The sequence below is a fragment of the Paenirhodobacter populi genome (genome assembly GCF_004022215.1).
Lineage (GTDB): Bacteria > Pseudomonadota > Alphaproteobacteria > Rhodobacterales > Rhodobacteraceae > Rhodobacter > Rhodobacter populi.
Window position 1 is genome coordinate 50,293 of sequence record NZ_SAUZ01000003.1, and the last position, 20,571, is coordinate 70,863.

Annotated in this window: 18 protein-coding genes and 1 tRNA gene; 15 read left to right on the forward strand and 4 right to left on the reverse strand. The window is 66.7% G+C overall.

Annotated features, from left to right (window positions below):
- Window positions 1-43: 43 nt before the first annotated feature.
- Window positions 44-994, reverse strand: coding sequence for a UDP-N-acetylmuramate dehydrogenase (gene murB / locus D2T30_RS03390; RefSeq protein ID WP_128207646.1), 951 nt, complete (start codon window positions 992-994; stop codon window positions 44-46).
- 341 nt (window positions 995-1,335) lie between these two features.
- On the opposite strand from murB, the gene D2T30_RS03395 reads away from it, so the two are divergent.
- Window positions 1,336-1,410, forward strand: a tRNA-Glu gene (locus D2T30_RS03395).
- 242 nt (window positions 1,411-1,652) lie between these two features.
- On the opposite strand, the gene D2T30_RS03400 is transcribed toward D2T30_RS03395, so the two are convergent.
- A complete protein-coding gene (locus D2T30_RS03400; protein ID WP_128182773.1) occupies window positions 1,653-1,991 on the reverse strand; it encodes a hypothetical protein in 339 nt (112 codons plus the stop codon).
- A 353-nt stretch (window positions 1,992-2,344) separates the two neighbouring features.
- Here D2T30_RS03400 and amyA point away from each other — a divergent pair, with 353 nt between their 5' ends.
- The 11 genes from amyA to D2T30_RS03455 all read left to right on the forward strand — a co-directional run bounded on the left by amyA (window position 2,345) and on the right by D2T30_RS03455 (window position 16,131).
- A complete protein-coding gene (amyA, locus tag D2T30_RS03405) occupies window positions 2,345-3,823 on the forward strand; it encodes an alpha-amylase (RefSeq protein WP_128207647.1) in 1,479 nt (492 codons plus the stop codon).
- 52 nt (window positions 3,824-3,875) lie between these two features.
- Window positions 3,876-5,105 carry an NAD(P)/FAD-dependent oxidoreductase gene (locus tag D2T30_RS03410; RefSeq protein WP_128207648.1) on the forward strand — a complete coding sequence of 410 codons (1,230 nt, stop codon included), beginning with the start codon at window positions 3,876-3,878 and terminating at the stop codon, window positions 5,103-5,105.
- A 228-nt stretch (window positions 5,106-5,333) separates the two neighbouring features.
- Window positions 5,334-6,959, forward strand: coding sequence for an ABC transporter ATP-binding protein (locus tag D2T30_RS03415; RefSeq protein ID WP_128207649.1), 1,626 nt, complete (start codon window positions 5,334-5,336; stop codon window positions 6,957-6,959).
- Between the two features lie 207 nt (window positions 6,960-7,166).
- Window positions 7,167-7,667: a MarR family winged helix-turn-helix transcriptional regulator gene (locus D2T30_RS03420; RefSeq protein ID WP_128207650.1), complete on the forward strand. Its 501-nt coding sequence runs from the start codon at window positions 7,167-7,169 to the stop codon at window positions 7,665-7,667.
- Window positions 7,658-8,365, forward strand: a complete 708-nt coding sequence (locus D2T30_RS03425) for an SDR family NAD(P)-dependent oxidoreductase (RefSeq protein WP_128207651.1) — start codon at window positions 7,658-7,660, stop codon at window positions 8,363-8,365. Before D2T30_RS03420 ends, D2T30_RS03425 begins: the two co-directional genes overlap by 10 nt.
- A 1-nt stretch (window position 8,366) precedes the next feature.
- Window positions 8,367-9,698, forward strand: coding sequence for an NAD(P)/FAD-dependent oxidoreductase (locus tag D2T30_RS03430; RefSeq protein ID WP_128207652.1), 1,332 nt, complete (start codon window positions 8,367-8,369; stop codon window positions 9,696-9,698).
- A gap of 89 nt (window positions 9,699-9,787) precedes the next feature.
- Window positions 9,788-11,452: a peptide ABC transporter substrate-binding protein gene (locus D2T30_RS03435; RefSeq protein ID WP_128207653.1), complete on the forward strand. Its 1,665-nt coding sequence runs from the start codon at window positions 9,788-9,790 to the stop codon at window positions 11,450-11,452.
- A 69-nt stretch (window positions 11,453-11,521) separates the two neighbouring features.
- Window positions 11,522-12,472 carry an ABC transporter permease gene (locus D2T30_RS03440; RefSeq protein ID WP_128207654.1) on the forward strand — a complete coding sequence of 317 codons (951 nt, stop codon included), beginning with the start codon at window positions 11,522-11,524 and terminating at the stop codon, window positions 12,470-12,472.
- Between the two features lie 8 nt (window positions 12,473-12,480).
- Entirely contained in the window at window positions 12,481-13,359 is an 879-nt protein-coding gene (locus tag D2T30_RS03445) for an ABC transporter permease (RefSeq protein WP_128182755.1), read from the forward strand.
- Window positions 13,356-14,687, forward strand: coding sequence for an NAD(P)/FAD-dependent oxidoreductase (locus D2T30_RS03450; RefSeq protein WP_241651189.1), 1,332 nt, complete (start codon window positions 13,356-13,358; stop codon window positions 14,685-14,687). The genes D2T30_RS03445 and D2T30_RS03450 overlap by 4 nt, the downstream gene beginning before the upstream one ends.
- 91 nt (window positions 14,688-14,778) lie before the next feature.
- A complete protein-coding gene (locus tag D2T30_RS03455) occupies window positions 14,779-16,131 on the forward strand; it encodes an NAD(P)/FAD-dependent oxidoreductase (protein ID WP_128207655.1) in 1,353 nt (450 codons plus the stop codon).
- A gap of 121 nt (window positions 16,132-16,252) precedes the next feature.
- On the opposite strand, the gene D2T30_RS03460 is transcribed toward D2T30_RS03455, so the two are convergent.
- A complete protein-coding gene (locus D2T30_RS03460; RefSeq protein WP_128207656.1) occupies window positions 16,253-16,561 on the reverse strand; it encodes a hypothetical protein in 309 nt (102 codons plus the stop codon).
- A 62-nt stretch (window positions 16,562-16,623) separates the two neighbouring features.
- Here D2T30_RS03460 and D2T30_RS03465 point away from each other — a divergent pair, with 62 nt between their 5' ends.
- The 3 genes from D2T30_RS03465 to D2T30_RS03475 are packed head-to-tail and all read left to right on the forward strand — an operon-like array spanning window position 16,624 to window position 20,073.
- The gene (locus tag D2T30_RS03465) at window positions 16,624-17,964 is read left to right on the forward strand and encodes an MFS transporter (RefSeq protein ID WP_128207657.1); all 1,341 of its coding nucleotides are present in this window, start codon (window positions 16,624-16,626) and stop codon (window positions 17,962-17,964) included.
- 17 nt (window positions 17,965-17,981) lie between these two features.
- Complete coding sequence (locus D2T30_RS03470; RefSeq protein ID WP_128207658.1) at window positions 17,982-19,718, forward strand: FAD-dependent oxidoreductase; 1,737 nt, start codon at window positions 17,982-17,984, stop codon at window positions 19,716-19,718.
- A 10-nt stretch (window positions 19,719-19,728) separates the two neighbouring features.
- A complete protein-coding gene (locus D2T30_RS03475; protein WP_128207659.1) occupies window positions 19,729-20,073 on the forward strand; it encodes an NIPSNAP family protein in 345 nt (114 codons plus the stop codon).
- On the opposite strand, the gene D2T30_RS03480 is transcribed toward D2T30_RS03475, so the two are convergent.
- On the reverse strand, window positions 20,019-20,540 hold the full coding sequence (locus tag D2T30_RS03480) for a MarR family winged helix-turn-helix transcriptional regulator (protein WP_128207660.1): 522 nt from the start codon (window positions 20,538-20,540) through the stop codon (window positions 20,019-20,021). The two genes, D2T30_RS03475 and D2T30_RS03480, sit on opposite strands and share 55 nt — an antisense overlap.
- Window positions 20,541-20,571: the final 31 nt, after the last annotated feature.

The window sequence follows — 20,571 nt, forward strand, 5'->3', positions numbered from 1 at the left end:
ACACACCCGCCACGTCCGCCTCTTCCGGGGTTATCCCCGTGAATTATTCGTTGCTTTCCACTGCGCCCGGGTCCTTGAATTCGCCCACGCGCATGATTTCCCACTCTAACGATATTCCCTGCGTCTGCAAAACCTTTTTGCGCACCTCTTCACCCAACATCTCAAGGTCCTGCGCCGTGGCGCCGCCGGTGTTGATGAGGAAGTTGGAATGCATCTCGCTCATCTGTGCGCCGCCGCGCCGCGCGCCGCGCATGCCCGCATTGTCGATGACTTTCCACGCCTTCAGGTCATGCACGTCATCCGCCCGCCCGGTCGAGGAAAACCCCGCCGGATTGCGGAAAGTCGATCCCGCCGAGCGATCTTTGGTCGGCTGCGAGGCATCGCGCTTCGCCATCTGATCGGCCATCTTCTGCTCAAGCTCCGCCGGATCGCCCTTCGGCGCCTGAAACAGCGCCGAGATCACGACGGCCCCTTCGGGGATCTGGCTGGAGCGATAGGCCAGATGCAGGTCGGCGGCGGGGATGGTGGCGATTTCGCCCGAGCGCAGCACCACCTGCACCTCGACCAGCCGGTCGGCGGTATAAAGCCCATAGCAGCCCGCATTCATCCGCACCGCCCCGCCGATCGAGCCGGGAATGGTGCGCAGGAAGGTCAGGTCGAGCCCCGCCTCCGCCGCCTTGCGCGCGACATGGGCATCGAGCGCGGCGGCCCCCACGCGCACCCTGTCACCCTCCACCGCGATACCGTTGAACCCGCGGCCAAGGCGGATCACCACCGCATGCAGCCCGCCGTCGCGCACGATCAGGTTCGATCCCACGCCCATCGGGAAAACCGCCACATCGCGCGGCAACGCGGCAAGGAAAGCGGCCAGATCTTCGGCATCCGCGGGCTGGAACAACCAGTCCGCCGGCCCACCGACCCGCAGCCAGGTCAGCTCCGCAAGCGAACGGTTCGGGGTCAGGACCCCACGGGGCGTATAGGTGAGGTTTTCCATGGCCTCCGCTTAGCGCGGCCCGCCGCGCCGGGCAAGGCGCCGCGCGACGGATCGGCGGATTTGGGGATGGCGGTATCGCGTCATGATGGAGGTGGCCCCGAAACGGGGGCGAGGGACCGGCCCCCTCCCGCGCGCGCCCATTCGGCGGGGCATCCTTCCATTGAAAGGCCGCCATATCCGCCTCATTCCCCGGGATCTTCATGGAAACACGATGGGTGAACATCCCGGCCCCGGAAAAGGGCACGGGGCTTCGCATAGGGTTTCATCTCTCCGCGGAGGGCGGGAGGGTGCGATATCGCCTTGTGGATGCCGGCAGATGCCACTATATAACCCGCCGTCACGGCGCCTTCGTCTAGGGGTTAGGACGCGCGGTTCTCAGCCGTGCAACACGGGTTCGAATCCCGTAGGCGCTGCCAATCTTCCTGCCTTCCTGAAAATACGGTTGAATCAATGCGGTAGCCCCCCGATGCGGTCTGGAGTTTAGGGAGGAGGCGGGCGACTCGTATCTTCTGCGGTGCGCAGAAGGTCTGCCTGCCGCCGAAACCCGGGCGGATCAGAGGTTTTCCGATGCCGCTTTTCCGGCAGGGCTCCCCCTGCCGGACCAGATTGCCTTTCGGAAAGATCCGCTGAAACGCCGGGTTTGGCTGCGCGAGATCCCTCAGTAGCAGGGCTGGCCGACGGTGGGCACGATCCACTTGCCGTCCTCGAGGTTGCGGGTGAACCCGATGAAGCCGGTGTCGTTCCCGAACGGCCCCTTGCCCCGGACCTCGCCGCAGACGCTGCGGATGGTCGTGCCGTCGGGATAGAAGTTGTCGCGCGCGCGGATGTTGCGGAACTCGACGCTTTTGGGATCGGGGAAGTCGCTGGCGACGGTTCCCTGCAGGGCGGTCATCTCGGCGGCGGAAAGCTGCACGTTCCGGGCCTTCTCGGGGTCGATATGGGTGCAGGCGGCAAGCGTCGTCAGCGCGACAGCGGCGAGGAAGGTCATTCGGATCATCGGTCATTCCCTCATCAATCTGCCCCAAGCATCCCCGACAGGCCGTTGAAGATCAAGGGAGATCGGTCCCGCGGGCGATTCAACCGGGATCGGGGCGCGCGTGGGCGGGTCGCAGGGGGCCTGCCCCCTCGCGGCTGAAGCCGCTCACCCCCGGGATATTTATGGAAACACGAAAGGGAGGCGGCGGGACCGGTGATCTCGGACTGCGCTTCCGGTCCGCCGGGCGCATCGACCCGGGACAGGCGCATCTTTTTCCAGCGCGCCGCATGTTTTCCGCGCGGATCGCTTCGCCCGATGGAAACCGGATGGCCCCGGCCCTCGTTGTGCGAAGGCGGCGAACGGAGGGGCTTGCGATGTCGAAAAGAACGCTCATTCAATTCTTTCACTGGTATCTGCCGGAGGGCGGTAAGCTCTGGGACGATCTGGCATCCGAGGCCGGGCATCTGCGCGACATGGGCATCACCGATGTCTGGCTGCCGCCCGTCTACAAGGGGGCGTCCGGCGGCCATTCCGTCGGCTATGACAGCTATGACCTGTTCGATCTGGGCGAGTTCGACCAGAAGGGCAGCATTCCCACCAAATACGGCGACCGCGCCGCGCTGGAACATGCGACCGCGCGGCTGAAGGAGGCCGGGCTGCGGGTGATCCTCGATGTCGTCTTCAACCACAAGATGGGCGCCGACGAGATCGAGACCATCCATGTCCGCCGCGTCAACCCCGAGGACCGGACCGAGGTCGAGAGCGACACATTCGAGGCGAAGGCCTATACCCGCTTCACCTTCCCGGGGCGCAAGGGCGCCTATTCGGAATTCATCTGGGATCACCGCTGTTTCGGCGGCCTCGACCATCTGGTGGAGCCCGAGGAAAACGGCGTCTTCAAGCTGATGAACGAATATGGCGACGGCGAATGGAACGAAGAGGTCGACGAGGAAAAGGGCAACTACGACTATCTGATGGGCGCCGACATCGAGTTCCGCAACCGCGCCGTCTATGAGGAACTCAAATTCTGGGGCCGCTGGATCGCCGGTCAGATCCCCACCGACGGGTTCCGGCTGGATGCGGCCAAGCATATCCCGGCGTGGTTCTTTCGCGACTGGGTGGGGCACATGCGCGAAAGCGTCAGCCGCGAGCTGTTCGTCGTCGCCGAATACTGGCACCCGGATATGGAGGTGCTGCGCGCCTACCTCGACCTTGTGGATCAGCAGCTGATGCTGTTCGACGTGGCGCTGCACCACAATTTCCACGATGCGTCGAAGGCCGGGGCGGATTACGACCTGCGGCGGATCTTCGACGGCACGCTGGTCGCGGCGGAGCCCGCCCATGCCGTCACGCTGGTTGCCAATCACGACACGCAGCCGCTGCAATCGCTCGAATCGCCGGTCGAGCCGTGGTTCAAGCCGCTGGCCTATGCGCTGATCCTGATGCGGGAACAGGGCGTGCCCTGCGTCTTTCACGCCGATCTCTATGGCGCGGAATATACCGATACCGGCGGGGACGGCGATCGGCACGACATTCACCTGCCGGTGATCAGCTGCCTGCCGAAGCTGATCGAGGCGCGGCAGCGTTTCGCCAACGGGCCGCAGGACGACATCTTCGACGATGCCCATTGCCTCGCCGTCGTCCGCCACGGCACGGCGAAGGCGCCGGGCTGCGTCGTCGTGCTGACCAATGCCGGCGAAGCCGAAAAGACCATCGAGCTTGGCCCCGAAAAGGCGGGGCGGCGGTATCGCGATTTCCTCGGCCATCGCAAGGATCGGGTGGTGCTTGATGAAAACGGCCGGGGCGTGTTTCCGGTGAACGGCGGCAGCGTCAGCCTCTGGGTGCCGGCGTAGCGCGGGAACTTTCGCCCGGGCCTTTTGTTGCCCATCGGACAGGGGGGACCGGATGGTCAGAGACAAGGCCCACACGCGCAAGGATGACCTGCGCACGGGCACGCCCTTCTGGGTGAAGACCCCGCATTCCACCGTGCAGGCGGACGCGCAGCTGACCCGCGACCGCCATGACGTGATCGTCGTCGGCAGCGGGATCAGCGGGGCGCTTGTCGCCGAGGCGCTGACACGGGCGGGGAAATCCGTCCTGATCCTCGACCGCCGCCCACCGGTGCGGGGCTCCACCCCCGCCTCGACCGCGATGATCCAGCACGAGATCGACGTGCCCCTGATCCGGCTGCAACGGCGGATCGGCGCGGATCCCGCCGACCGGGCCTGGCGACGGTCGGTCCGCGCGGTCGCGGATCTGATCACCCTGAGCCGCCGGCTGGGGATCGACTGCCAGATGCAGCCGAAACCCGCGCTGTATCTGTCGGGCGACGAGATGGGCCCCCGCGCGCTGCGCAACGAGGCGCGGGCCCGCCATGCCGCGGGAATCGAGGCCACGCTGCTGAAACGCGCCGATCTGCTGGAGCGCTATGGCATCGACCGGCCCGCCGCGATCCTGTCCCCGGCCTCGGCCACGGCCAATCCGGCGCAACTGACCGCGGGGCTGCTGTCGGCGGCGCTGGCGCGCAAGGCGCGGATCGTGTCGCCGGTCGAGGTATCCGACATGGCCGAGCTTCCCTCGGGCGTCGCCCTCGCCACCCGGACGGGCGAGGTTCTGGTCGCCGGACATGCGGTTTTCTGCACGGGCTACGAATATCTGCCACAGATGAAGACCCGGACGCATCACGTGACCTCGACCTGGGCGCTGGCCTCGGAACCGCTGGCCGGATTGCCCGCGTGGATGAAAGAGACGATCGTCTGGGAAGCCGCCGATCCCTACCTCTATTTCCGCACCGATGCGGCGGGCCGCGTGATCGCGGGCGGCGAGGATGAAGAGGCGGCCCATGCCAACGAAGACCCCGCAAAGCTGGCCAGAAAGGCAAAGATCATCGCCCGCAAGCTGCACGACCTGACCGGAGTCGAAATCGGCAAACCCGCCTATCGCTGGTCCGCGCCATTCAGCGTGACCAGCGACGGGCTGCCGATCATCGACCGGGTACCGGGTTTCGAGCGCATCTTCGCGGTCATGGGCTTCGGCGGCAACGGTATCACCTTCTCGATGATCGGGGCGCAGATCGTCGCCGCCGCGATCGCTGGAAAACCGGACCCGGACGCCGGCATCTTTCGCTTTCGCTGACGCCAGGTGACGCGGCGGCCTGCTTTCCCTGCGCGCCGGGCGACGGCGGGGTCTTTGCCCCGGAACCGCCGCGAAACTGCGGCAGGATCGGGCGCCGCGCCCACCGGATGTCTATTTGGCAGGCACCGGGCCGCGCAGGCGCCCCTCGCGCGCGCCCGGGCCTTGCCCCACCGGCCTCGGGAGACAAGCCTCGGCCCCGTAATAATAACGACAAACGACGGAAGACACATGACCAGACCTATGGATCCCGCCGCGCCGGTGCTTTCGGTGCGGGGGCTTGATATCGTCATCCCCGGCCTGCGCGATCGTTCCCATGCGGTGCGCGACATCTCCTTCGATCTCCTGCCGGGGGAAATCCTGTGCATCATCGGGGAATCCGGCTCGGGGAAATCCGTGACCGCCAATGCGGTGATGGGCCTTTTGCCCGATGTGATGCAGATCGCGGCCGGCGAGATCCTGTTTCGCGGCGACGACCTGCTGAAGATGCCCGAATCGCGCAAGCGCAGGATGCGCGGCAAGGACATCTCGATCATCTTTCAGGATCCGCTGTCGGCGCTCAACCCGCTGATGACCATCGGCGACCAGATCCGCGAGGTGCTGGACACGCATGAGGTGGGCACCCCCGAAAGCCGCGCCACCCGCGTGGTCGAGATGCTGGGCGAGGTGGGCCTGCCCGATCCCGGCCTGATTCAGCACCAGTATCCCTTCCGCCTGTCGGGCGGGCAGCGGCAGCGGGTGATGATCGCCATGGCGCTGGCGCTCGACCCCGACATCCTGATCGCGGATGAACCGACAACCGCCCTCGACGTGACGACGCAGGCGCAGATCCTCGACCTGATCCGCAGGGTGCAGAAGCGCAAGGGGATGAGCGTGATGTTCGTCACCCATGACTTCGGCGTGGTGGCGGATATCGCCGACCGGGTGATCGTGATGGAAAAGGGCCACCTGATCGAACAGGGACCGGCGGCACAGGTGCTGACCGCCCCCGAGGAGCCTTATACGAAAAAGCTGCTCGCCGCCGTGCCCGTGCTGCGCGAGACGGACCGCCCCCGCACCCCCGACAAGCCGGTGGTGATGGAGGCCCGCCACCTGATGAAGACCTACCGGACGCGATCCGGCTTTCTCGGCCGGGTGCGCGAGGTGCAGGCCGTCAACGACATCAGCTTCACCCTGCGCAAGGGCGAGACCTTGGGGATCGTGGGCGAATCCGGCTCGGGAAAATCCTCGATGGGCAAGGTGCTGATGAAACTGATGCCCGCCGACGGGGGCGAGTTGCTGTTTCAGGGCGAAGAGGTGCTGGCCCTGTCCGATCAGGATTTCCGCCATCTGCGGCCGCAGATCCAGATGATCTTTCAGGATCCCTATGCCTCGCTCAACCCGCGCTTCACGGTGGGACAGGCGCTGACGGTCGGGCCGCTTGCCCATTCGATGTTCACGCACGAGGCCGCGCGCAAGCGGGCCTGCGAGATTCTGGAAACCGTGGGGCTGAACGCTTCGGCCTATGATCGGTTTCCGCACGAATTTTCCGGCGGGCAGCGGCAGCGGGTGGGCATCGCCCGGGCGCTGATGTTCTCGCCGCAGGTGATCGTGGCGGACGAGGCGGTCTCGGCGCTCGACGTGTCGATTCAGGCGCAGGTTCTGGAGCTGCTCAACCGCGTACAGCAGGAACAGCGTCTGGCGATGGTGTTCATCACCCACGACCTGCGCGTGGCAAGCCAGATCTGCGACGATATCCTTGTCATGCACCGCGGCAAGATGGTGGAATACGGCCCGCCCTCGCAGATCTTCCGCAATCCGCAGCACGCCTATACCCGCGCGCTGGTGGCGGCCATTCCCGGCGCGACCCACGCCTGAGTCCTGCGCGCCTCTCCGCTGCGGCTGCGCAAATTGCACCGCAGCGGACAATCGCCTCTGACTTCCGCCTGTCATTTCAGCATGGTTGCAAAACACAACCATAACAGTTGTGAAACGCAACTTTTTCCGCGCCCTCCCCCCGGCATTCGCATCACATGGGGTCAGGACCTGCGGGCAGCCGTTCCGCCCGCGAGACGAGGAAGACGCATGAACGATGGAATCACCCGGACCGTAGACGATCCGCCGCTGGTGATCGCGGGGCACCGGATCGACGTGCTCGAAGGGGCCTTCAGCTGGTATATCCGCTCGCTCGATTCCTTCGTGTCGCGCGACCTTGACGAACGGATGGCGCATCTGCCGGTGGCGCGCGGCAAGGGCAAGGTAACGGCGCTCCTGCTGATCGACGATTATCCGGGGATCCGCCCGTCCGAGATCGCCGAGGTGCTGATGCGCGACCGTCCCTCGACCGGGCGGATCATCGACACGCTGGTCTCGGCGGGCCTCGCGCGCAGGGACATTTCCGAAGATGACCAGCGCGCCCACGCGCTGAGCATCACCGATGCGGGCCACGCCGTCGCCGAACAGGTGCGCGCCGTCGTGCGCCAGCAGGAAGCGGAATTCTTCGACTTCATCGCGCCCGAGGATCGCGCCCAGTTCCTGAGCATCCTCAAGCGGACCTACATGAGAATGAGGCAGAAATGGCAATGACGGAAACCCCGCGCGTGGCGCTGATCTCGGGGGCGAGCCGCGGCATCGGCGCGGCCATCGCGCAACGGCTGTTCGAGGACGGCTGGGCCGTGTCGCTTGGCATGCGCCATCCGGAACTGCCCGACTGGGCCGATCCGGCGCGGGTGCACCTGTTCGCCTATGACGCGGCGGACCCGGCCGCGCCCGGGCAATGGGTGGCCGAGGTCGCCGCGCGGTTCGGCCGTCTCGACGCGGTGGTGGCGAATGCCGGGATCTCGATCCCGAAATCGGTGGTCGAGATCTCGGACAGCGAGATGGACCAACTGCTCGACATCAACGTCAAGGCGCCGCGCCGTCTGGCCGCCGCCGCGTGGGAGATGCTGGGCGTCTCGGGCCGCGGGCGGGTGATCGTGCTGGCCTCGCTGTCGGGAAAACGGGTGAAATCGGCGCGCTCGGGGTCCTATTCGATGTCGAAATTCGCGGCCGTCGCGCTGGCGCACGGACTGCGGCACGCGGGCTTCGACAAGGGCATCCGCGCCACCGCGATCTGCCCGGGCTTCGTCGCCACCGACATGGCGCTGGCGCTGACCGACCGGCCCGCCGAGGCGATGACCTCGCCCCATGACCTCGCGCGGATCGCGGCGCTGCTGATCGACCTGCCGAACGAGGCGAGCGTGGCCGAATTCTGCATCAACTGCCAGCTTGAGGAATCCTACTGACATGCCCGGTCCCTTCGTCGTTCCCTTCCACGGCGATACCGACCTGCCCGAGCGGGTGGATGTCGTGGTCATCGGCGGCGGCGCGATCGGCGCCTCCACCGCGCTCGAACTGGTCGAGCGGGGCCATTCCGTCGCCCTGTGCGAAAAGGGCGGCATCGGCCACGAACAATCCAGCCGCAACTGGGGCTGGGTGCGCATCACCCGGCGCGACCCGCGCGAGGTGCCCCTGATGGCCGAGGCGCTGCGCATCTGGCCGGGTCAGGCGGAACGGCTGGGCCGCGACGTGGGCTACACCCGCGCGGGCATCATGTTCGCCTGCGCGACGGATGAGGATGTCGCCACCCAGGCCAAATGGATCAGGAACGTCGAAGGCTACCAGATCGACACCCGGATGCTCAGCGCACGCGAATTCGCCGAGATGAACCCCGGCAGCACGATGACGCCAAAAGGCGCGCTCTACACCTCGGTCGACGGGCGGGCCGAACCGCAGAAGGTCGCCCCGGCGGTGGCCGAGGCGGCCCGCGCCCGCGGCGCCCATGTGCTGACGGAATGCGCCGTGCGCGGCATCGACCTCAAGGCCGGCAAGGTCTGCGGCGTCTTCACCGAGCGCGGCTACATCGGCTGCGATGCGGCGGTGCTGGCGGGCGGCGCCTGGTCGGGGCTCTTCGCGCGCAACACGGGGCTGCGGCTGCCGCAGCTCAAGGTGGTCAATTCGGTCATCCGCACCAAACCGCTGGAGGGCGGGCCTGAATCGGCGCTCTGGTCCGACGGCTTCGCCATCCGCAAGCGGCAGGACGGCGGCTACACCATCGCCAACGGTGTGGAAAACATCGTCCAGATCGTGCCCGACAGCTTCCGCTACTTCTTCGACTTCCTGCCCGCGCTCCGGCACGAATGGCGCGCGCTGGTGCTGCGCGGGGGGCTGCGCTTCCTTGACGAGGCGCGGATCCCGAACCACTGGAAGATGGACGAGGCATCGCCCTTTGAATATTGCCGCGTGCTCGACCCCAAACCCTCGTTCACGCTGCAGGACCGGGCGCTCGCCAATCTGCGCCGCGCCTTTCCGGTGTTCGAGAAGGCCGAGGTGGCGCAAAGGTGGGCGGGCGCCATCGACGTGACACCCGATGCGATCCCCGTCATCTCGGGCGTGGACGCGGTGCCCGGCTTCTTCATCGCCACCGGCTTTTCCGGCCACGGTTTCGGCATCAGCCCCGCCGCGGGCCGGCTGATGGCCGATCTCGTCACCGGACGCACCCCCGTCGTCGATCCCGCGCCGTTCCGGTTCAGCCGGTTCTCCGACGGATCGAAGATCGAGATCATCTCGGGGTTCTGACCTTCTGCCGTCTCCGGCCGGGCCGGGGACGGACCTCACGGGACGGCGAAAACGCCGCCCATCATCGTTCCGCCAACAGGGAGCACGACATGACCGACGACCCGAACCGCAATTCACCTTTCCGCCCCAGCCGCCGCACCGCCCTTCGCCTGATGGGCGCCGGGGCCGGCGCGCTCATGCTGCCCTCGGCGATCGGGCGCAGCGCCGCCCTTGCCGCCGGGGCCGATGCGACGGGCCAGCTCATCCTGGCCTTTTCGCAGGAGCCGACGGTCTTCAACCCGTTCATGCCGCATATCGAGGTCGACGAGGGCATCCATTTCGCCGTCTTCGACACGCTCTTCACCTTCGATCCGAAGGGCGAGCTTTACCCCGTCCTGGTGACCGAGGTGCCGACGGTCGCGAATGGCGGCATCTCGGCCGACGGGCTGAGCTGGAAGATCAAGCTCAAGGAAGGGGTGACCTGGCACGACGGCACGCCCTTCACCGCCGAGGATGTGAAGTTCAGCCTCGAACTGCCGGTAGACCCGGATTTCCGGTCCTGGCGGACCACCGGCTACAACCTGATGAAGGACATCACCGTCGTTTCGCCGACCGAGCTGACCTGGACGATGACCCAGCCCTTCGCGCCGATGGCGGCGGTTCTGGGCTCGACCTGGATCGTGCCGAAACATGCGTTCGACGGCGTGGCCGACCGCAACAGCGCGCCCTTCAACAATGCGCCCATCGGCACCGGCCCCTTCGTGTGGAAGGAACGGATGGCGGGCGACCACATCCGGCTCGAGGCCAACCCGGATTATCACGGCGAAGGGCCGTTCATCAAAACCCTGATCGTCAAATACATCCCCGATCTGAACGTGATGTATACGCAGTTCAAATCGGGCGATGTCGATGTGGTGGGCCTCCAGTGGATCACCCCCGACCATTACGAGGAAGCCAAGGCCCTGCCCGGCAAGACGGTCGAGATCGCCGGCGCCGGATCGTTCGAATCCTTCGCGCTGAACATGATGCGCCCGCAGTTTCAGGAGCTTGCGGTGCGTCAGGCGCTGTATGCGGCGATCGACAAGCAATCCATCATCGACGCGCTCTACTACGGCATTCCGCAGGTGACCGAGACCTACATGCCGCAGCAGTCCTACTACTACAACCCGGACCTGCCGAAGCATGAATTCAACCTCGACACCGCGAACAAGCTGCTGGACGACGCGGGCTGGGCGAAAGGTCCCGACGGCATCCGCGCGAAGGATGGCGTGAAGCTGAGCTTCACCAATTCGACCACGGCGGGGAACCATCTGCGCGAACAGGCGCAGCAGTTCATCCAGCAGACCTTCAAGGAAATCGGCGTCGAGATGACGATCTCGAACCTGCCGCCCGCGGTCATGTGGGGCGAATTCTGGATGCAGTCGCAGTTCGACACCTGCATCGTCGGGATGAACACCCTGCTGGGCGCGGACCCGGACAATTCCGACTACTTCATGTCGGCCAATTCCGCGGCCCGCGGCGGCGCCGGGCAGAACACGACCTGCTACCAGAACCCCGAGGTCGACGCGCTGTTCAAGCAGGGCGGCGAAACCTTCGTGCCCGAGGACCGCAAGCCGATCTACCAGAAGATCCAGGAACTGATCCGCCACGACCTGCCGCTGTTGCCGCTGTATCAATACGCGGTGGTCAAAGGCCGCAAGGAGAACGTCACCGGCCCCGTGCCGAACGTGAACAACCGCATCGACACCTGGAACGTCAACACCTGGAAGATGTGATCCGCCGGGGCCGGGGCGTTCCCGCGCGCCCCGGCCCTGCCACCCTGACCCTGTAACGGGAGACCGCCGATGCTGCGTTACGTCCTTGGCCGACTTTGGCAAAGCGCCATCCTGCTTCTTCTCGTGTCGTTCATCGGCTTCGTCGTGCTCAGCCTCGCGCCGGGCGGGCCGCTGTCGCAATTCGCGCTGTCGCCCGGGATGACGCAGGAACAGCTCGACCGCATCGCCGAGCAGATGGGCCTGAACCGTCCCGTCATCATCCAGTATCTGGAATGGCTGCGCCACATGCTGGCGGGCAACTGGGGCGTGTCCTACCGCGACGGGCAGCCGGTGCTGAAGATCATCGGCAGCCACCTGTTCGCCACGCTGCTGCTGATGGTGACGTCGACCATTCTGGCCGTCTCGATCGGCTCGACCATCGGCATCGTCAGCGCGATCCGCCGCGGCTCGGTCTTCGACTACACGATGACCGTCCTTGCCATGGTGGCACTGTCGATCCCGACCTTCTGGTTCGGCCTCGTGGCGATCTATGTCTTCTCGCTGAACCTCGGCTGGTTTCCGGCGGGGAACATGTATACGGCCGGGGACGGTTCGATCCTCGACTACGCCCGCCATCTGGTGCTGCCGGCGATGGTGCTCGCGCTCGTCGATCTGGCGATCTGGAGCCGCTACATGCGCACCGCGACGCTGAACGTCATCAATCAGGATTTCGTCCGCACCGCCCGCGCCAAGGGGCTGCCCCGGCGGCGGGTGCTGTTCAAGCATATCGTCGGCAACGCGCTGATCCCGATGATCACGCTGGCGGGTCTGCAACTGCCCACGCTGCTTGGCGGCGCGCTGGTGACCGAGACGGTCTTCACCTGGCCCGGGATGGGGCGGCTGTTCCTCGATAGCCTCGGCTATTCCGATTACCCGGTGGTCATGGGGCTGCTGATGACCTCGGCCATCTTCGTCGTGATCGGCAATCTCGCCGCCGATCTGACCATCGCGCTGATCGACCCCCGCGTCCGTCTGGAATGAGGCAAGAGATGTCCCTGACCGATACCGCGGCCGCGCCGCGCCAGTTCATCCGTTCCCGCGCCCTGCGCCGCTTCCTGTCGCACAAGCTCGCGCTTCTGGGCGTGTTCATGGTGGCGATGCTGACGGTTGTCTGCTTCGCAGGCCCATGGTTCCTGCCCTATGACGAGCTGTATATCGACCTGCGCGCCCGCTTTGCGCCGCCGATGACCGGCGGGCATATCTTCGGCACCGATCCTCTGGGCCGCGATCTGGCGGCGCGGCTGTTCCACGCCGGGCAGGTGTCGATGAGCATCGGCTTCGCGGTGATGGTCATCGCCACCACCATCGGCTCGGTCGTCGGCGTGGTCGCGGGCTATTACGGCGGGCGGGTCGCGGCGGTGCTGATGCGCATCGTCGATGCCTTCCTCGCCTTTCCCTCGGTCTTCCTGCTGCTCGTGCTTGCGGCCTTCATCAAGCCCGGCCCGGCGATGATCGCGCTGATCATCGCCGCGACAAGCTGGATGGAGGTCGCCCGCATCGTCGAGGCAGAGGTGAAATCCCTGCGCGACCGCGATTTCGTGCAGGCGGCGCGGATGCTGGGCCTGTCCGGGCGCTGGATCATGTTCCGCGAACTGCTGCCCAACGCCATCGGCCCGATCATCGTGGCTGCGACGCTGACCGTCGCCCGCGCGATCCTGCTCGAAGCCTATATCTCCTTCCTCGGCTATGGCATCCAGCCGCCCTTGCCGAGCTGGGGCAACATGCTCAACGGCGCGCAGCAATATCTGCAATCGGCGCCGTGGCTGGCCATCGTGCCGGGCGTCGCGATCACCATGGCGGTGACCGGGTTCAACTTCATCGGGGACGGTCTGCGCGACGCCTTCGACAGCCGCACGGATCTGAAATGATGACGGATGGAAAGTTTTCGCCTTTCGAGGCCTCGCTCTGGTATGCGACCGCCGCCGCCCCGCCGGAAACCACGGCGCTTGCGGGGCGCGAGACGGCGGATGTCTGTGTCGTCGGCGCGGGCTATGCGGGGCTGACCACGGCGCTGGAACTCGCGCGCAAGGGCGTGTCGGTCGTGGTGCTGGAACGCAAGGAGATCGGCTATGGCGGATCCGGGCGCAATGCCGGGCACTGCACGCCGACCTTCACCCATTTCTCCTTGCCGGACCTGCGCAAGGTTCTGGGCGAGCCTTGGGCCGAGCGGCTGATCCACCGCCAGACGCGGGCGAATGACAAGGTGGGCGAGATGATCGCCCGCTACAACATCGACTGCGAATGGGAACAGAACGGCTATGTGCAGGGCGCGCAGTTTCCGCACCATATGCGCGTGCTGGAGGCGCGGGTCCGCGACTACAACGCCATCGGCGCGCGGACCCGGATGCTCGACCGCGCCGAGGCCGAGGCGATCACCGGCTCGCCGCGCTATCTGGGCGGGTGGCTGCATGAAGAGGCGGGCGGGCTCAACGCGCTTGGCTATGCGCGCGGGCTCGGCCGGGCGGTGATGGCCGAAGGCGGGCGGATCTTCACCGGCTCCGCCGTCACCGGCTGCGAACCGCGCGAGGGGAAATGGGCGGTGCGCACATCGGCGGGCGAGGTGCTGGCCGAGAAGGTCATCTTCACCACCGGCGCCTATACCGTCGGCGGCTGGCCCGAGCTTGAGGAAACCTTCCGCATCATGCGGGTGTTTGTCGCCGCGACGCAGCCATTGTCCGCCGAAAGCCGCGCCGCCTGCCTGCCGAAGCGCACCACCATCCACGACGGGCGCGGTGACATCTACGTCTACAAATACAATGCCGAGAACCGCATCGTCGCCTCGATGTTCCCGATGGGACGGCGCGGGCGCGACATGGCCTATACGCGGCAGGTGATGACCGACCGGCTGAAATGGCTGCACCCCGGCATCCGCGAAAAGATCGACTGGCCCTTCCTGTGGTATGGCGAGCTTGACATGCAGCGGCTGACGATCCCGCGGCTTTACGGCCTCGCACCCGGGGTGGTGGCGATGACCGGCCTGTCGGGGCGTGGCGTGCCGACGGGATCCATGCTGGGCGGCATCCTGTTCGAATGGGCGATGGGCGTGCCCGAGGCGGACCTTTCGCTGCGCCTCGAACCCCTCAGCCGCCAGCCCCGCTATATGAGCTTCGCCCCGCAGCTCGCGCTGGTCGGCTACCGGCTGCGCGACGATCTGCGCGCCATCGCCGCGCGGGTGCCGCTGCCGCCCCACGCCTGAACCCGGATTTCCCGCCGCCCGGCCCCCGGACGGCGCCCACATGCAAGCGCCTCCGGCATAACCCGCGCGCGGAAGAAACAGGAGAGAAGTCATGCCCGGACCAAAGCTGGACCCGGTCGAAAGCGACCCGGTATTGCCGCAATCCGTCGATGTGGTGGTCATCGGCGGCGGCATCGCCGGCAGTTGCGCGGCGCTCGAACTCGCCGATCGCGGCCTGCGCGTCGCGCTGTGCGAAAAGGGACAGGTCGGCGCCGAACAATCCAGCCGCAACTGGGGCTGGGTGCGGCTGTCGCACCGCGACCCGCGCGAAATGCCCTTGATGGTCGAATCCGTCCGCCTTTGGCAGACGATCAACGAACGGGTCGGCGCCGATACCGGCTACCGCAAATGCGGCATCACCTTCACGCTGGCCACCGATGCCGATGTCGCCGATGCCGAAGAGGCGATCGCCGAACAGAACAAGTATCAGATCCCGGCGCGGCTGATCCCGGCGGCCGAGGCTCTCGAACGGTTTCCGGGCCTCAGCCTCGACATCAAGGGCGCGATGTACAACCCCGAGGATGGCCGCGCCGAGCCGCAGAAGGCCGCCCCCGCCGTCGCCCGCGCGCTCCGCGAACGCGGCGGCACCGTGCATCAGAACTGCGCGGTGCGGGTGATCGAGACCGCGGGCGGGCGCGTCTCGGGCGTGGTGACGGAAAAGGGCACGATCCGCTGCTCGGCGGTGCTGCTGGCGGGCGGGGCATGGTCGCGGCTGTTCCTGAACAACATGGGCATCTATCTGCCGCAGCTGCGCACCACCAGCACGGTGCTGCGCACCAGCCCCATCCCCGACGGCCCCGACGGCACGGTGAAATACAAGGACTTCACCGTCCGGCACCGCTATGACGGCGGCTATACGATCGCCGGTTCCAACACCAGCCGGTTCGAGATCACGCCCGACAGCTTCCGCCTGTTCAAGGCCTTCCTGCCGACGCTGAAGAACGAATGGCGCGGCCTGCGGATGACGGTCGGGCGGCAGACGCTCGAAGGGCTGCGCACCGCCCGCAAATGGGGCCCGAACGACCGCACCCCGTTCGAGGAAACCCGCATCCTCGACCCGATCCCCGACAAGCGCCGGGCGGACCGGATGCTTGCCGACGTCAAGGGCGCGTGGCCCACCTTTGCCGATGCCACGGTCGAGCAATACTGGGCCGGTCAGATCGACGTGCTGCCCGACGTGATCCCCGCGATCTCGCCCACCGAGGGGGTGAAGAACGGGGTGCCGGGGCTGTTCGTCTCGACCGGATTTTCGGGGCACGGCTTCGGCCTCGGGCCGGGGGCGGGGCGGCTGGCGGCGGATCTCGTCTCGGGGCACACGCCCATCGTCGATCCGACGCCCTTCCGCCTGTCGCGCTTCACCGACGGCAGCAAGGTCAGGGCGATGATCGGCATCACCACCCGCTGAAGGAACCGCGGCCTGCCCCGCGAACCGGCGGATGAGGCTGACGGGGTGGACACACCCCGCCAGCCTTTTGCGTTCCGAACGGACCATCATTCGACGCGGCGGTGACAGCACAGGGTTCCCATCACACGGCACCCGCGCCATCCGGCCTGCCCCGCGCCGTGGCAGAATCCGCGCCGACACGCCCGGGCCTGTTCCGGACCTCGGCCGCAGGATTGCGCCCGGAAATGCTCCAGCCCCAGGCCATCGGCGCGAAACCATGTGGCCAGCGCCCCGGATCACTTCCAGCATTTTCAATGGCATAGCCAGTATCGCGGAAAATGTATGTTGCAGTCGCAACAAATAAATTGACCGCGAGGAACTTCCTGCGTAACTTTTGCGACAGGGCCGTCAGGAGGAGACGACGGCCAAGGGGGTCATCGACATTTGTCATTCCGGCACCGTGGGACAGCATTCCCGCGGCGGGATCAATTGTCTGATTTTTGGGAGGAAATCATGACGCATCACACATCCGCCGCGCGCCTGTCCGAAGGCCCGCCCGCCGGAGGCTGGACCCCGCTGCGGGTCGCCGTCGTCTTCATCTGCTTCCTGCTCAACGCCATCGACGGAATGGACATCGTGATCATGTCCTATGTCGCGCCGGTCCTGAAACAGGACTGGGCGCTGAGCCCCGAGGCGCTCGGCACGGTCTTTTCCGCCTCGCTTGCCGGGATGGCGATCGGCGGGCTCTTCATCGCGCCGCTGGCCGACAGGTTCGGGCGCCGGCCGCTGATCCTCACCCTGCTGACGGTGATCACCGCCGCGATGATCGCCAGCAGCCAGTCCCGCAACCTGTATGAGCTGATCGCCCTGCGCGCCATCATCGGCATGTCGGTGGGCGCCTTCCTTGCAAGCGTCACGACCATGGCCGCCGATTTCGCCCCGCGCGGACAACAGGGCATGGTCGTCGCCGTCGCCATCGCGGGCTATCCGCTTGGCGCGGTGGTGACGGGGCTGACCATCGCGCATTTCCTGCCGGTCTGGGGCTGGCACGGGGCGCTTCTGGCGGCGGGGATCGTATCGCTGATCGTCCTGCCGGTCGTCGTGGTGATCTTGCCCGAATCCATCGACTATCTGAAGCGGATCCAGCCAGAGGACGCGCTGCGCAAGCTGAACACCGTCCTGCGGCGTCTGGGCGAGCCGCCGCTGCACGCGCTGCCGCCGAAGGTCGCGGCGCGGCGCGCCTCGGTCGGTGCGGTCTTTTCCGATGGCCGCGCGGTGGGCACGCTGTGCCTGTGGCTCGCGATCATCATGGGGTTCATGACCTTCTATTTCCTCGTGTCATGGATCACGCAGCTGTCGGTGCAGTCGGGGCTGGCCGTCGACAAGGCGATCTATGCGGGCGCGCTGTTCAACCTTGGCGGCTTTGTCGGAACGCTGGCGATCGGCGCGCTCGGAACGCGCTACGGGCTGCAAAGGGTGACCTTCTTCGCGATGGTCTGCGGGGCGCTGGTGGTCGCGGCCTTCGGCTACGTCACGGTGGCGCTGGCGGTGACGCTCGCGCTGGCGTTCTGCGCGGGGTTCACCACGAACGGCGGGTTCAACGCCTTTTACGGGCTGGCCGCCGCCCTTTACCCGCCGGAAATCCGCTCGACCGGGATCGGCTGGGCGATGGGGATCGGGCGGCTTGGCGCGGTGATCGGGCCTTTGCTGGGCGGGGTGCTGATCGGACAGGGGCTGAGCCTCGCCGCGCTGCTGGCCGTCTTTGCCATCCCGCTGGTGATCGCGGGCACGGCGGCGCTGTTCGTGCGCGAACGTGCCCTGCCCGCCATTGCGCAACCGGCCCCGGCCGAATGATCGAAAGGAAACATGCCATGTCGCTGCTCAACGCTTATGATGTCGTCGTCGTGGGGTCCGGCGCCGCCGGGCTGACCGCGGCCATCACCGCCCGGAAATCGGGCCTGACGGTCGTGGTTCTGGAAAAGGCGCCCGTCTTCGGCGGCACCACGGCCTTTTCCGGCGGCGTCGCCTGGATCCCCGGCAACCCGCATTTCGAGGACCGCAGCCCCGCCGACGGGGGCGCCAAGGTCGACCGCGCCGCCGTCCACACCTACATGCGCCATGAGGCGGGCAACAAATACGATGCCGCTTTCGTCGATGCCTATCTGGATCACGGCCCGGAAATGCTGCGCTTTCTGGAAAGCCAGACCGAGGTGAAGTTCACCCCCTCGCTCTATCCCGACTATCACCCCGAGGCCCCCGGCGGGGTGCAGATCGGCCGCTCCGTCACCGCCGCCGCCTATGACGGCCGGCGTCTGGGCAAGGAATTCAGGCGCCTGCGGCCGCCGCTGAAGACCATCACCTTCATGGGCATGATGTTCAATTCCTCGAACAACGACCTGAAACATTTCTTCAATTTCACCAAATCCCCGGTTTCGGCCGCCTATGTCGCCAAGCGGCTTGGCATCCATCTGCTGCATCTGGCGCGCTACGGGCGCGGGGTGCAGCTGACATCGGGCAATGCGCTGGCGGCGCGACTGGCGAAATCGGCCTTCGATCTGGGGATCGACATCATCACCGACGCGCCGGTGCAGGAATTGCTGCATGAAGGCGACCGGATCACCGGCGTCGCGGCCACAATCGACGGCGCGCGGCGCGAGATCCGGGCCACGAAGGGCGTCATCCTCGCGGCGGGTGGCTTTGCCCGCGACGGCAGGCGCACCGGCGCGATCTACCCGCACCTGCGCGAAGGCGGCGAACATTTCACCCCCGTGCCCGAGGACAATACCGGCGACGGGATCAGCCTTGGCGAAACCGCGGGCGGGCATCTGTCGCAGGGATTGCCGAATGGCGCGGCATGGATGCCGGTCTCGAAGGTGCCCTACGGTTCCGGCGAGATCGCCTTCCCGCATCTGGTGGACCGCTACAAGCCGGGCTTCGTCATCGTCTCGCCCAAGGGGCGGCGCTTCGTGAACGAAAGCCATTCCTACCACGACGTCGGCGCCGCGATGATCGAGGCCTGCCGCGGCCTTGGCAAAACCGAGGGCTGGCTGATCGCCGACCACCGCACCGTGCGCAAATACGGGATCGGCTTCGTGAAGCCCTATCCGATGCCGCTTGGCGCGCATATCCGCTCGGGCTATCTGAAGCGGGGCCGCACGATCGCGGATCTGGCGGGGCAGATCGGCGTCGATCCCGAGGCGCTGACGGACGAGATCGCGGCCTACAACGCCGGCGCGCGGCAGGGCGAGGACCGGCAGTTCGGGCGCGGCGGTTCCGGCTTCAACCGCTATCTGGGCGATGCGGACCACAAGCCGAACCCCAATGTCGCGCCGGTCGAACAGGGACCGTTCTATGCCGTGCGGCTGGTGATGGGGGATCTGGGCACCTTCCCCGGCCTTGTGACCGATACGCAGTCCCGCGTGCTGGACGCGTCCGGGGTGCCGATTCCGGGGCTCTGGGCCGCGGGGAACGATGCGGCCTCGATCATGGGGGGCGCCTATCCGGGCGCGGGCATCACCATCGGCCCGGCCATGACCTTCGGCTATGTCGCCGCGCTGTCGGTCGCCGGCAGGATCGGCCGCGACACCACCAAACTCGCCGCAGAATAAGGACAGGACAATGTTCACCGCCCCCGCCGACCGGCCGCTCGTCAACCTGCGCTACTACACCATCGCGCCGCGCAGGATGGGCGAGTTCCTAGAGGTCTTCGACCGTCTCGCCATGCCCGTGCTGATCGAGACGCTCGGCCCCCCGATCGGTTTCTACACCAGCACGGTCGGCCCGCTCAATCAGGTGGTCCATCTCTGGGCCTATCGCGATTTCACCGACATGGAGGCGCGCTGGCAGGCGCGCGACACGCATCCCGACTTCCCGGCCTATCTGAAGGCCTCGGCGCATCTTGTCGTGGCTCAGGAAGACCGCTTGCTGCGCGCGGCGGCGCTGGCCTCGCTGGACGGTGCCTGATCGGCGGTGTCGCGGATCAGGGCGTCCTCCTCGACCCGCGGCAGATTGTCGATCAGCCGGTGGAAGAAGCCCAGAAGCTGTTCCACCTCCTCGGGGCTGAAATCGGACAGCAGCGCCCGTTCCCGCGCCCGGGCGACGGGCAGCACCGCGCGATGCAGCGCCATCCCCTCATCGGTCAGCGCGGCCTCGCGCCGGCGGCGCAGGCCGTCGCGCATCTCGACCAGTCCGCGCTGTTCCATCCCCGCCAGCGACCGGCTGACCGAGCTTTTGTCCAGCCCGATCGAATTCGCCATGGCGATGACGTTCGACCAGGGCTCCACCGCCAGATGGCACAGCACGCGCCATTCCACGACGCCGATATCGAACCGCCGATGGTATTCCTGCGAGGCCCCTGCCCCGAGGCGGCTGGAAAAGCTGGTGCTGAGCGCGCCAATGCAGCGGCGCAGGTCGAAATGGTCCGGGCTCATGTAGGTCTCCTTGCCGCGCGACTATATCACC